The organism is Specibacter sp. NPDC078709, assembly GCF_040686795.1.
Classification (GTDB): Bacteria; Actinomycetota; Actinomycetes; order Actinomycetales; family Micrococcaceae; genus Specibacter.
Genome location: NZ_JBFBLU010000001.1, coordinates 303,087 through 315,649, shown reverse-complemented (window position 1 = coordinate 315,649; position 12,563 = coordinate 303,087). Strand labels below are relative to the sequence as shown.

The window sequence follows — 12,563 nt, the reverse complement described above, 5'->3', positions numbered from 1 at the left end:
AATCCTTCAAGCTGTTTGCAAAGTAGCATCCACGGTCGGGATGGCCAGGCCAGTCAGGTCAGCTAGGTTCACCACATCCCCAATCACGATGACAGCGGGGTTGCGGCAGCTAGCCGACGCCTGAACAATGCTACCGAGTGTTGCGATGGTGGTTCGCTGGGTCAGCGCAAATCCGTTCTCCACGATAGCCACGGGCGTTTCCGCAGCCAGTCCCGCCAGCCGCAGCCCGGCCACCAATGACGGGAGTGTGCCGATGCCCATAAGTACTACAACGGTGCCGCCCAGCCCGGCCAGATGCGCATACTCGTGAGTCTCCAACGGCGCATGACCGGAGACCACTGTGAACAGATGACTGACATTACGGTGTGTGACGGGAATGCCGGCCGCACCCGGGACGGAGATGGCGCTGGTGATGCCGGGGATCACTGTCACGGCAATACCAGCCGCCACAGCCGCGGCCATTTCTTCGCCGCCGCGGCCAAATACAAATGGATCGCCGCCTTTGAGCCGGACCACGTGCAGACCGCTGCGGGCGCCGTCGATCATGCGGGTGTTGATCGCCTCCTGCGGCACCTTGTGATGACCTGGGGATTTGCCGACGTCCACGAAGGTGGCCCGCGGTGCCAACTGTGCCAAATCCTCGGTGGGGCCGAGTCGGTCAAAGTAGACCACATCGGCTGCGGCCAGCGCTTTGGCGGCGCGCAGAGTGAGCAGATCGGCAGGACCCGGACCGCCGCCGACGAGGGTGATGCGACCCTTGCGAGCGGTGCGTGATGTGGGTGCGGTGCGTGACGTGGGTGGTGTGCGGGATGTCTGCTGTGTGTGCGGCATCTGAGTCACCTTTAGTTCTGGTTCGCAGTGGCACTGCGAACGGGGATGTGGGTGGCGATCACGACTGAGCCGGCTGCTGCCTTTTCCGATGCTGTGGCGGGGCGGATCTGGCCGCGTTCGGGCACAAACACAATGGATTCATCCGGGGTGTGTGGGGCGTTGACAAAGGAACGGAAGCGGCGCAAACGTTCGGGGTCGGCCAAGGTGGCGGCCCATTCGTCCTCGTAGTTGTCCACGTGTGCGCCCATGGCGGCTTCGAGATCGGCGGCGATGCCCAGTGAATCGTTGACCACCACCTCCACGACGTGAGCGATCCCGCCGTCGAGCTCTTCTTGCCAGCGGGCCGTGCGTTGGAGCCGGTCAGCGGTGCGGATGTAGTACATCAGGTAACGGTCAATGTAGGCGATGAGGGTGGTGTCGTCGAGGTCTTTGGCGAGCAGCTGGGCGTGGGCCGGGGTGGCGCCGCCGTTGCCGCCCACGTACAGGTTCCAGCCGTCCGCCGTGGCGATGATGCCCACGTCCTTGCCGCGGGCCTCGGCGCATTCGCGGGCACAGCCGGAGACCCCGAATTTGATCTTGTGCGGGCTCCGTAATCCGCGGTAACGCAGCTCCAAATTGATCGCCATGGCGACGGAATCCTGCACACCGAAGCGGCACCAGGTGGAGCCCACGCACGATTTCACGGTGCGCAGTGACTTCCCATAGGCCTGCCCGGATTCCATGCCGGCATCAACCAGGATCTTCCAAATCTCCGGCAACTGCTCCAGCCGTGCCCCGAACAGATCGATCCGCTGCCCGCCGGTGATCTTCGTATAGAGGCCGAAATCCTGGGCCACCTTGGCAATGACAGCCAACTTTTCCGGGGTGATTTCACCGCCCGGGATGCGCGGAACCACCGAGTAGGTGCCGTCCTTTTGCATATTGGCCAGCGCCCTGTCATTGGTGTCCTGCAAGGTGCCGCGGCCCTCATCGAGCACATAGGCGCTGTTTTGGCTGGCAAGGATGTTGGCAATGGTGGGCTTGCAAATATCGCAGCCGCGCCCGGACTTTGTTGTCTCATCCACGCCGAAACGGGCCAGAATATCGGGGAAACTGCTCAATTCTAGGGCCTTCACGGCTTCGAAGATTTCCCGGCGGGACATATCGAAGTGCTCACACAAGGCCTTGGATACAGTGATTCCGGACTTCTTGAGTTCTCCCTCCATGAGCTTTTTCAGCAGCGGGACGCAGGAACCACACTGGGTGCCGGCACGTGTGCACGCCTTCAAACCGGGCAGATCCTGCACCGGCGCATTGCCGTCGCAGCTGCCGCAACCATTGACGGCGTCGCGAATTTCCCCGGCGGAGACATTGTTGCAGGAGCACAGGATGGCATCGTCGGGAAGCTCGACGGCGGGAGCGTCACCGCCGCCTGCTGCAGAAAGGAAGGCGCCGGGTTCGGCCGGCAATTCCCGGCCCAGTAGCGGGCGCAGAGAAGTATAGGGGGCGGCATCGCCCACGAAGATGCCGCCGAGAAGGACCTTGGCGTCGGCGCTGGTCACGATTTTTTGGTAGACACCGCGGGCCGGATCGGCGTAGACCACCTCAAGGCTGTTCGCTGTGCGGGCAAAGGCGTCACCAAAGCTGGCAACGTCCACGCCGGAGAGCTTGAGCTTGGTGGCCGTGTCGAAGCCGGGGAATGTGGCGCTGCCACCGTGTAGGCGGTCCGCCACAATCTCGGCCATGGTGTTGGCGGGGGCCACCAAACCCAAACACATGCCGCCAAAGTTGGCCACCTCACCAATGGCCCACACTCCAGGGACCGTGGTGGCGCAGCCTTCATCGATCACAATGCCGCCGCGCGGGCCCAGTTCGAAACCGTGGCCGGCATTGCCGTCGCGGTCCTTGGCGAGTTCGTCGCGAGGCCGCACGCCAATGGCAACCACCACCAGATCGGCGGGTACCACCGCCCCGTCGGCCATGAGTACGCCGGTGACCTGGCCGGCGTCGTCCGTTTCAATGGCGGAGGGGTACACGCCGGCGGTGGCCGACATGCCCTTGGCCGCCACTAAACGGCCCAAAGCCTGTCCGGCGCCCTCGTCGAGCTGGGTGTCCATGAGCCAACGGCCGCCGTTGATGACCACGGAGGCGGCGCCGAGCTTGATCATCCCGGCAGCGGCTTCGAGCCCCAACAAGCCACCGCCAATGACTGCGGTGTTGACGGTGCGGCCCAACTTTTGGCCTAGGGCGGCGAGCTGCTGGTTCAGGGTCCAGACATCATCCAGGGTGCGGTAGACGTGGCTGTGCTCGGCGCCGGGAATTCTCAGCCGCGCTGCGTCAGAGCCTGTGGCCAGCACCAGCTCGTCATAGGGATACAGGGTCAGCTCGCCGTTGGCCAGGGTGTGGACGGTGCGAAGGACGGGATCGATCCGGGTTACCTGCTCACCCGTGACAAGTGTGATGGCTGGGTGCTCCCACAGGGTCCGATCGCCCAAGGACAAATCGGTGTTCACCTCTGTGAGGGCCTGGCTCAGCGCCACCCTGTCATAGGGGAGGTGTGCTTCCTCGGTGAGGACGGTGATGCGCCAATCGTTGTGACCCCGGGCATGCATCGCCTCCACAAAACGATGAGCGGCCGGTCCGCCACCCACCACAACAATGCTGCGGAACTCGCTGGCCGGGGCTTCTTCGGTGATGGCAGCTCTGGTGCTGGCGTCCGCCGTGGTGTTCAGTTCGCTTGACTTCGTCATGACTGTGGCCTTTCACTGGGAGCCCGGTGCTGGCGGCCTCATGTTTGCGGACTCTGTTGCGGCCCTCTTGATGGGCCAGATGCCTGCGTCAACGTGTGATTCCATGCTAGGAAAGTGCCATTACTGACTCGTTTCGCCTGTGTAACGAGGAGTTAACATATGCCTCACGGGGACTTGGGCTGCGGCGGTGAGCGAGGTTTAACATTGCCGTCACAGGGGCCGCGGACAGGGGAAACATTGGCTTCCTAGTGTTGCTGATAGTTGCCCGAATCGATCAAAGGAACACTCATGGAACAGCTCATGGAAATGCCACGCACCGCCTCGTTGTCAAGAACAGTCTCGACACGCACCACACCGGTTCACACCTTTCCGGCGGGCCCGGCGTCGCGCTGGTTTCCTGTATGCAAACTGGGCGATCTTGAAGATTCGTGGGGCGAGGCAGCCCTGATCAACGGCCAGCAGGTGGCGTTGTTCCGCGTAGGGGAGCATGAGGTTTTTGCCGTCTCACAGGCGGACCCCGCCACGCATTCCCATGTCATGGCCCGCGGCGTGGTGGGCTCCCGCGGCGACAGCTACACGATTGCTTCGCCGCTGCATAAAGAGGTCTACTCGCTGGCCACCGGGGAGTGCTTTGGCAGGCCTGAGCTGTCGCTGGACACTTTCCCGGTTCGCGTGGTGGCCGGGGCCATTGAGGTTGAGCTTTAGAGGTTTTCCAAACCGAGGGCAGCCTTGACATCAAGGACCACGGCGGCCAACGCACGTTGCGTTTCTTCTTGGGCTGCGGCGAGTTGTTCGGCTCCGCTCACCGGGACAATCACTTCCAAGTAGCACTTGAGTTTAGGTTCTGTGCCGCTGGGACGGATGATGACCCGGGTGCCGCTATCGGTCCAGTAGGCCATGCCTTCCGTGGGTGGCAGCTCGTCGGTGCCTATCGACAGATCGGCGAGCTCGGCCACGGGGGAGCCGTCAAAATGGGCGGGGGGCTGCTCGCGCAGCCGGGCCATCATGTTGTGAATGTCGCTGACGTCTTCGACCCGAATACTGATTTGGTTGCTGGCGTGCAGGCCGTGGGTCAAGGCCAGATCATCCAGAACATCAAAAAGCGTCCGGCCAACGGCCTTGAGAGAGGCGGCCATTTCCGCCAGCAACAAGCCAGCCGAAATCCCGTCCTTGTCACGCACCACCTCTGGTGCAACACAGTAGCCCAGCGCTTCTTCGTAGCCATAGCTCAGCGACGGAACCCGCGAAATCCACTTGAAGCCGGTCAGGGTTTGGACATGTCCGTATCCGGCAGCGGTGGCGATCTTGCTCAGCAACCGTGAAGAAACAATCGAGTTGGCGAAGACGGGGGTGCCTGGTTGCGCTGTTCCGGTGTTCTCCGTTCCGCTTCCCGCTGTTCTGGCGCGGCCACCTCTTGCCGCCAAATGCGCTCCGAGCAAGGCTCCCACCTGGTCCCCGTGGAGTTGATGCCACACTCCGGTCGCTGGATTGAGCACACCAACGGCCACCCTGTCAGCATCAGGATCATTGGCCAACACCAGATCAGCCTCGACCTTTTCGGCTAATGCGAATGCCAAGTCCATGGCGCCTGCTTCTTCCGGATTAGGGAAAGAAACGGTAGGGAAGTCCGGATCCGGGGTGGCTTGTTCAGCTACGGCGTGGACATCGGCGAAGCCTGCGCTGTGCAGCACGGCCAAGGCCGTTTCATGGCCCACGCCGTGCAGGGAGGTGTGCACAATGCGTAGCTCTCGCGCGGGGAAAGCCGTAGCGTCAACGAGCCCGGCGACAGACTCCTTGTATTCCTCAATCAGGGCATCGCCGAGGACGTGCCAACCATCGGCAGCCATCTCAATACCAGAGGTATCGCCCAGTTCAGCGGTGTTGGCGACCGCGTCAATATGACCGGCGATCAGGGAATCATGAGGAGCCACGATCTGAACTCCACGGGCCTCCGGTGCTACAGCCCGGCCACCCAGGTACACCTTGTAGCCGTTATCTTGGCGCGGGTTGTGGCTGGCGGTCACCATGATCCCGGCTTCGCACTCCAAGGCACGCACAGCGTAAGCGAGCACGGGCGTTGGCAGCGGCGCTGGCATCAGGAAAGTCTCAAGGCCCGCCGCGGTGAAGATGGCCGCGGTCTCCTGCGCAAAAGCCTGAGAGTTGTAGCGGGCATCAAATCCCACCACTGCTCTGGGGCGGTAGGGGAGGGGAGGCACGGAGGAGGGATCGGCGTCGTGCGCGTCCTTGTGCTCTAGCTGCTCCTGCTGGGCCAGGGCCAGCAGATGGGCGGCGACCCCGGCGGCGGCGCGGCGCACCACCACCTTGTTCATCCGGTTCGGGCCGGGCCCCATGGCGGCACGGAGCCCGGCGGTGCCGAACTGGAGATTGCCGGCAAAGCTGTCGAGCAGCTCGGCCAACTCGGCGGGATCGGTCGCGGCGGCGGCGATCAGCTCCTGCAGCTGGGCAGCCGTTGCCGGGTCCGGATCGTGGGCAGCCCACTGTCCGGCGGCAGCTTGCAAGGCCTCAACCTCGAGCGCGGCGTTGGACTCGGAGCGATTTTCGTTTAGATGTCTCACGAGACCAATGTAACCGCACCGGGCACGAACTCCTACAACTTGGCGATGATGCCCGCCAAGAGCGCCGAAATACGCGGACCTGCGGCGGCACCGGCCTCGATGACTTCGGTGTGGCTCAGCGGGGTGGCGCTGATGCCCGCTGCGAGGTTGGTCACCAGCGAAATGCCGAACACCTCCATGCCGGCGGCGCGGGCGGCAATAGCCTCCAACGCCGTGGACATGCCCACCAGATCCGCTCCGATGCGCTTGGCGTACTGCACCTCGGCGGGGGTCTCATAGTGCGGGCCGGTGAACTGTGCGTAGACGCCTTCATCGAGGGTGGGGTCCACCTCGCGGGCCACGGCACGCAGCCTGGCCGAGTACAGATCCGTCAGATCCACGAACGTCGCACCCTCCAACGGGGACGTTGCCGTCAAGTTAATGTGGTCGCTGATCAACACGGGGGTGCCGGGGCTCCAAGCTTCGTTGAGTCCGCCACAGCCGTTGGTCAGCACCATGGTGGTGGCGCCGGCGGCCGCAGCCGTGCGCACACCATGCACCACAGCACGCACACCCTTGCCTTCGTAGAAGTGGGTGCGGGCGCCGAGCACCAGCACGTTCTTGCCGCCCGGGGTGCGAATGGAGGTGAGTGTGGCCACATGGCCCACTACGGCCGGGGCGGAAAAGCCGGGGACCTCGGCAGCGTCCAGAACCGCTGTCACCTCGCCAATAAGCCCAGCGGCTTCACCCCATCCGGAGCCTAGAACCACGGCAATATCATGCACCGGCACGCCTGAGTGCTCGGCAATATAGGCTGCTGCCTCGCGGGCAAGCTCGGCGGGATCGGTCTGGGCTGGCATCTGCGCGGCAGTGTTTTCTGGCGTCTGTTGAGTAGTCACGGAACCAACATACCGGCACCGGCGGCCCAAACACAGGGCGCGTGGAATTGTCGCATGGCGCGGGCTAGGGAACAATGAATGATTGTGACTAGTCATCAGGATGTATTTGCGCCCTTTGCCCTTCCCAGCCTTGCGATCCTTGGCGGTGGCCCCGGCGGTTATGAAGCCGCCATGGTGGCCGCATCAATGGGAGCCGAGGTGACCATTGTGGAACGTTCCGGAGTGGGTGGTTCTGCCGTTTTGACGGATGTGGTCCCCTCCAAGACCCTCATTGCTGTAGCTGAAGCCATGAACCGCAGCATCGACTCCACTGAGTTGGGGGTGAGCTTCAATCTGGCCGAGGGCAACCCGAAGAAGGCCATCAAGGCTGATCTGAAGCAGATCAACGAACGTGTGATGCGTCTGGCCAAGGAGCAGTCCACCGACATCCGCCGGAGCCTTGAAGCCGTGGGCGTGAAGATTGTCATTGGCACCGGCCGCCTGCTGGATAACCGAACCATTGAAGTTGACCGCGGCGAAACCCGCGAAGTCATCAAGGCCGACGCCATTCTGGTCTCCGTGGGCGCCCACCCACGCGAGCTCGCCACCGCTCAGCCCGATGGCGAACGCATTTTCAACTGGACCCAGATCTACGATTTGGATGAGCTGCCTGAAGAGCTGATCGTGGTTGGTTCCGGTGTCACCGGTGCCGAATTCGCCTCTGCGTTTAACGGCCTAGGCTCCAAGGTCACCCTGATTTCCAGCCGCGACCAGGTGCTGCCCGGCGAAGACTCTGACGCCGCCGCTGTGCTCGAAGACGTCTTCGCCCGCCGCGGCCTGCGCGTCTTGTCCCGCTCACGCGCCGAAGCCGTGGAGCGCACCGCCGACGGCGTAGTGGTCACCCTCGGCGACGGCTCCCAAATCACCGGCTCGCACTGCCTGGTCTGCGTTGGCTCAATCCCCAACACCACCGACATTGGCCTGGAAGCCGCCGGCGTCGAGGTCACCTCCTCCGGTCATATTAAGGTCGACGGCGTCTCCCGCACCAGTGCGCCCAACGTCTACGCCGCAGGTGACTGCACAGGTGTCTTCGCACTGGCATCCGTGGCCGCCATGCAGGGCCGCATCGCCGTGGCCCACTTGGGCGGCGACGGCGTGCGCCCGCTCAAGCTCAACCACGTATCCTCGAACATCTTCACCTCCCCGGAAATTGCCTCCGTGGGTGTCTCCGAGGCTGACTTGGCTTCCGGCAAATACCAGGGTGACGTTCTGAAGCTGTCATTGCAGACCAACGCCCGGGCCAAGATGCGTAACGTCAACGACGGATTCGTTAAGATCATTTCCCGCAAGGGGTCAGGAACCGTTATTGGTGGTGTAGTGGTGGGGGCCGGAGCTTGCGAGCTGATCTTCCCGATAGCACTAGCCGTAACCCAGAAACTGCACGTGGACGATGTCGCCAATACCTTCACCGTGTACCCGTCATTGTCCGGGTCCATTTCCGAAGCCGCCCGGCGCCTGCACGTGCACATGTAACTTTGTGCGGGGACGTTGACCCGTGAGCTTGCGGGGACGTTGACCCGTGAGCTGTGGTCGTTTAGAACCGTCTAAGCGACCACAGCTCACGGGTCAATTCTGTTTTACGCCTCAGTTTTACGCCGCGGCCGGGGCGAAATGGGCCTCGATCAGTGATTTCAGCTCTCCGTGGCAGCCGCCGCAGCCGGTTCCGGCACGCGTGGTGGCGGAAATCTCCGGAACAGTTGAACATCCGGCCGTCACCGCGGCCATGATCCTCTCTTCTGTGACACCGGCACAGCGGCACACCGTCCTGGCCGGGTCGGGCGCCGCGCTGACGTTGCTGTCTCGGTCCGAGCCATCCAAACGCAGCAGCGCCGAGCGGTCCGCCGGAAGTTCGGAACCGCGTTCAAACAACAGCGTCAGTTCCGCGCCAGCCCGTGGCATACCGACGCTCACGAATCCTGCCAGCACACCGCCACGGGTACTCATTTTCACGTATTTCCCGTGCTCGGGATCAGCCCACTGACTCACCGCCAAGCCGGGAACATCCTCGAATGGCCCAGCTGTAACATCTCCAGCCGCCGCCACATCAACACCGCGAGCCTTGAGCATGATGACCGGCGCCCGCTCCGCAGGCAGAGGAACACCAGGAACAGGAACAGCGGGTAGAGCAGCCGGCAGCTGAACGGCAGTTGCTGCGGAGCCGATCAAGAACGCGGCCAACCATTCTGCCTGCCGCCACCCTGGCCCTATCAATCCCAGCGGCCCTGAACTGTCAGCGCATTCAGCACATTGTGTATCCAAACAACGAACCTGGGCACAATCGCCCATCGCGAAAACATTATGATCGTGATGCGCCATCAGCTGGTGGTCCACCAAGATACCCCGGTCCGTGGCCAGTCCGGCGCCGGCTGCTACCTCAATGCGAGGCCGCACACCACAGGAGAGCACCAGTAGTTCTCCCTCCACGGTGGCCCCCGCCTCCTGAAGTAAACCGGAAAAGGTGGGAACGCCGTCGGCCGATGGGCTCAATTCAACCCCGACGGCACGCGCATGCGAGACCACAGTGATGCCCCGCGCACGCAGTGCGGCGGCCACGGTATGACCCGCGCCGGCGTCGATGCTGCGGCCCATGGTGTGCGCACCGTGGTGGACCACCGTCACGTGCGCGCCCTCGTCGCGCGCGGCCAGGGCGGCTTCCAAACCGAGGATTCCGCCGCCCAGCACCACCACGCGCGCTTGACGTTCGACGGCGTTGCGCAGCACCGCGGCATCGGCCAGATCGCGCAGGGTGCTCACGCCAAGGGGGAGCGGGACTTGCGCGGTGGGATCGGGATTGAGCCCATGCAAGGTGGGAATCACAGGGCGAGCACCCGTGGCGAAGACCAACTTGTCATAGTTGATCCGCCTGCCATCGGAGAGCAAAACTCCGCGGCGGGCACGGTCCACCCGCCGGACCAGTACAGCCATGTGAACGGACACCCCAGCAGCTATGAGTTCCGCTGGATCGGAGACGGAAATGGCGTCCTCGGTGGTCCTGCCCACGCCCAGATCGGCTACGAGCACGCGGTTGTAGGCGGGGGTGCTTTCCGCACCAATAATGCTCAGGGCCAGCTCGCCGCGACGGACGCTGGGCAACAATTCCTCTGCCAGTCGGGCCGCCACGGGCCCGTAACCAACCACCACGATGTGCTGGGGCTGGTGCTGCTGCCGGGGTGTCAACGTCATGCGACTGCCTCCAATGCTGTTGCACCACTTGGTAGTTCTTCATCCACCGCGCACGCCGTGACCGTGACCGAGGTGGCTTTGAATTCCGGCATGCCGGAGATGGGGTCCACGGCTGCGCTGGTGAGCAAGTTTGCGTTCTCCGCTTCCGGAAAATGGAAGGGGAGGAAGACCGTATCGCTTCGAATCGCCGTGCTGTACGTGGCCCTACACCGCACCGTTCCGCGCCCGCTCGCGATGGTGACCAGTGCGCCGTCGAGAATTCCTCGGGACTGCGCTGCTAGCGGATGGATGAGCAGCTCGGCCTGAGGGGCGGCATCAGCCAAGGCCTGCACACGCCGCGTCTGGGCGCCGGATTGGTAATGCTCCAACAACCGGCCGGTGACTAAGGCCAGCGTGGCGCCGGTGAATAGCGTGTCCCGAGTATTGGCGCTGTCCCTAGTATTGGCGCGGGCGCGGGCGCTGGCGCCTGGCCGAGAAGGCGACGGCGCTACCGGGGTCAGCACCGCCTTGCCATCGGGATGAGCGAAGCCTTCCAGGAAGAGCCTTGGCGTACCCTGGCTGCCAGCAGGAAAGGGCCAGTAAGCTTCGGCGCCGGCATCTAACATGGCGTAATCGATGCCGGAGTAATCGGCCAAGCCACCAGCGGAGGCGGCGCGCAATTCGGTGAACACGGTTTCCGGATCCGGGCTGAAAGTGGAGGGCGCATTCAGTCTGCGCGCCAGCTCTGAGATGATCCACAGTTCCGAACGTGCGCCCGCGGGAGGCGTAACGGCGGCCCGGCGACGCAGCACCCGACCCTCCAGATTTGTCATGGTGCCCTCCTCCTCGGCCCATTGCAGAACAGGCAACACCAGATGGGCCTCCCGCGCCGTCTCCGACATGAAGAAATCGGACACCACTAGGAAATCCAGCTGGCGTAGACCCGCAAGTACCTCACCGGCGTTGGGCGCGGACACCACCACGTTGGCGCCGTGAATGAAGAACGTGCGCACGCCGTCGGGCTTGCCCAGTGAGGCGAGAAGTTCGACGGCGGGTACCCCCGGACCGGGGATGTCCGCCGGTTCCACACCCCACACCTTGGCAACGTGGACGCGGGCGGCGGGGTCGGTGATCTTGCGGTAGCCGGGGAGCTGATCGGCCTTTTGCCCGTGTTCGCGCCCACCCTGCCCGTTGCCCTGGCCGGTGAGCGTCCCATAACCGCTGCTCGCAGAGCCGGGGAGTCCTAGCAAGAGCGCCAGGTTGATGGCGGCGGTGGCCGTGTCTGTGCCGTCCACATGCTGTTCCACACCGCGCCCAGTGAGGATATAACTGCCGCCGCGCTGGGCACCAACGGCCAGAAGCCGGGCGGTTTCGCGCAGTTGCGCAACGGGTACGCCCGTTACCGACTGCACGCGTTCGGGCCACCAGGAAGCCACGCTGCGGGCCAACTGCTCATAGCCCCTGGTGCGGTTGTTGAGGAAGTCCTTGTTGGCTAAGCCGTCGTGAATGACGATGTGGCACAGGCCCAGCAATAGCACCAGATCGGTGGCGGGCACGGGTGCCAGATGCAGGCCAGCACCGTCGGCGGTGAAGTCCGCCGTGGCAGTGCGCCGGGGATCCACCACGATGAACCCGCCGGCTGCCCGGGCACCTGCCAAATGCTGGACGAACGGCGGCATGGTCTCGGCAACGTTGGAGCCGAGCAGCAAAACTGTGTGAGCGGTATCAAGATCTGCGAGCGGGAAGGGCAAACCCCGGTCCAGGCCGAAGGCCCGGTTGCCGGCGGCTGCGGCCGAGGACATGCAAAAGCGGCCGTTGTAATCGATGCGGGAGGTGCCCAAGGCCAGGCGGGCGAACTTGCCCAACTGGTAGGCCTTTTCATTCGTCAGGCCTCCGCCGCCAAAAACGCCCACAGCATCGGCACCATGCTGCTCGCGGGTGCGCACGACGTTTTCGGTGATCAGATCAAGAGCTTGCTCCCATTCGATGGGGCGGTGCTGACCGTCGGCTCCGCGGAGCAGGGGAGTGGTGACGCGGCTGGCGTGGCCCAATAGTGCTGCGGACGTCCAGCCCTTGCGGCACAGCCCGCCACGGTTGGTGGGGAAATCGCGGCCAGCAATGGTGGGTTCCGGCTGTGCTGCTGGCGCCGGCGCTGGGGGCGCTGCTGGTGCTGCGGACGCTGGGGACGCTGCGGGGGCCGGAGCTGCTGCTGGAGCTGGCGCCGGAGCTGGGGACGCGGGTGCCGCAGCCGTCACGGTCATGGCGCATTGCAGAGCACAGTAGGGACAGTGCGTGTCCGTCCCGGACTCAGCCCCCGCGGTGGCTGCCGCGGGGGAGGGAAGGTGCGC

8 protein-coding genes are annotated in these 12,563 nt (G+C 64.0%); 2 read left to right on the top strand and 6 right to left on the bottom strand.

Going from position 1 to position 12,563, the window contains the following annotated elements:
- Positions 1–6: 6 nt before the first annotated feature.
- Both cobA and nirB read right to left on the bottom strand, forming a co-directional pair.
- On the bottom strand, positions 7–831 hold the full coding sequence (gene cobA / locus AB0P14_RS01385; RefSeq protein WP_363836766.1) for a uroporphyrinogen-III C-methyltransferase: 825 nt from the start codon (positions 829–831) through the stop codon (positions 7–9).
- Between the two features lie 11 nt (positions 832–842).
- Entirely contained in the window at positions 843–3,506 is a 2,664-nt protein-coding gene (gene nirB / locus AB0P14_RS01380; RefSeq protein ID WP_363838123.1) for a nitrite reductase large subunit NirB, read from the bottom strand.
- A 342-nt stretch (positions 3,507–3,848) separates the two neighbouring features.
- Between nirB and nirD the strand changes: the two genes are divergently transcribed.
- Entirely contained in the window at positions 3,849–4,265 is a 417-nt protein-coding gene (gene nirD, locus AB0P14_RS01375) for a nitrite reductase small subunit NirD (RefSeq protein WP_363836764.1), read from the top strand.
- Here nirD and AB0P14_RS01370 read toward each other — a convergent pair.
- Positions 4,262–6,079 (bottom strand): phospho-sugar mutase, encoded by a 1,818-nt coding sequence (locus tag AB0P14_RS01370; protein WP_363838120.1) that lies wholly within the window; start codon positions 6,077–6,079, stop codon positions 4,262–4,264. The genes nirD and AB0P14_RS01370 overlap by 4 nt on opposite strands.
- 89 nt (positions 6,080–6,168) lie before the next feature.
- Complete coding sequence (locus tag AB0P14_RS01365; RefSeq protein WP_363838117.1) at positions 6,169–6,975, bottom strand: purine-nucleoside phosphorylase; 807 nt, start codon at positions 6,973–6,975, stop codon at positions 6,169–6,171.
- Between the two features lie 117 nt (positions 6,976–7,092).
- On the opposite strand from AB0P14_RS01365, the gene AB0P14_RS01360 reads away from it, so the two are divergent.
- The gene (locus tag AB0P14_RS01360) at positions 7,093–8,526 is read left to right on the top strand and encodes an NAD(P)H-quinone dehydrogenase (protein WP_363836763.1); all 1,434 of its coding nucleotides are present in this window, start codon (positions 7,093–7,095) and stop codon (positions 8,524–8,526) included.
- Between the two features lie 117 nt (positions 8,527–8,643).
- Here AB0P14_RS01360 and AB0P14_RS01355 read toward each other — a convergent pair whose 3' ends face one another.
- Positions 8,644–10,236, bottom strand: coding sequence for an FAD-dependent oxidoreductase (locus tag AB0P14_RS01355; RefSeq protein WP_363836761.1), 1,593 nt, complete (start codon positions 10,234–10,236; stop codon positions 8,644–8,646).
- The gene (locus tag AB0P14_RS01350) at positions 10,233–12,476 is read right to left on the bottom strand and encodes a molybdopterin oxidoreductase family protein (protein ID WP_363838114.1); all 2,244 of its coding nucleotides are present in this window, start codon (positions 12,474–12,476) and stop codon (positions 10,233–10,235) included. Before AB0P14_RS01350 ends, AB0P14_RS01355 begins: the two co-directional genes overlap by 4 nt.
- Positions 12,477–12,563 lie beyond the last annotated feature (87 nt).

What these genes read in the sequence shown, in the direction of transcription:
- cobA (WP_363836766.1), bottom strand. Translation starts at nt 831, where the DNA reads ATGCCGCACACACAGCAGACATCCCGCACACCACCCACGTCACGCACC.
- nirD (WP_363836764.1), top strand. Translation starts at nt 3,849, where the DNA reads ATGGAACAGCTCATGGAAATGCCACGCACCGCCTCGTTGTCAAGAACA.
- AB0P14_RS01365 (WP_363838117.1), bottom strand. Translation starts at nt 6,975, where the DNA reads ATGCCAGCCCAGACCGATCCCGCCGAGCTTGCCCGCGAGGCAGCAGCC.
- AB0P14_RS01360 (WP_363836763.1), top strand. Translation starts at nt 7,093, where the DNA reads ATGATTGTGACTAGTCATCAGGATGTATTTGCGCCCTTTGCCCTTCCC.
- AB0P14_RS01355 (WP_363836761.1), bottom strand. Translation starts at nt 10,236, where the DNA reads ATGACGTTGACACCCCGGCAGCAGCACCAGCCCCAGCACATCGTGGTG.
- AB0P14_RS01350 (WP_363838114.1), bottom strand. Translation starts at nt 12,476, where the DNA reads ATGACCGTGACGGCTGCGGCACCCGCGTCCCCAGCTCCGGCGCCAGCT.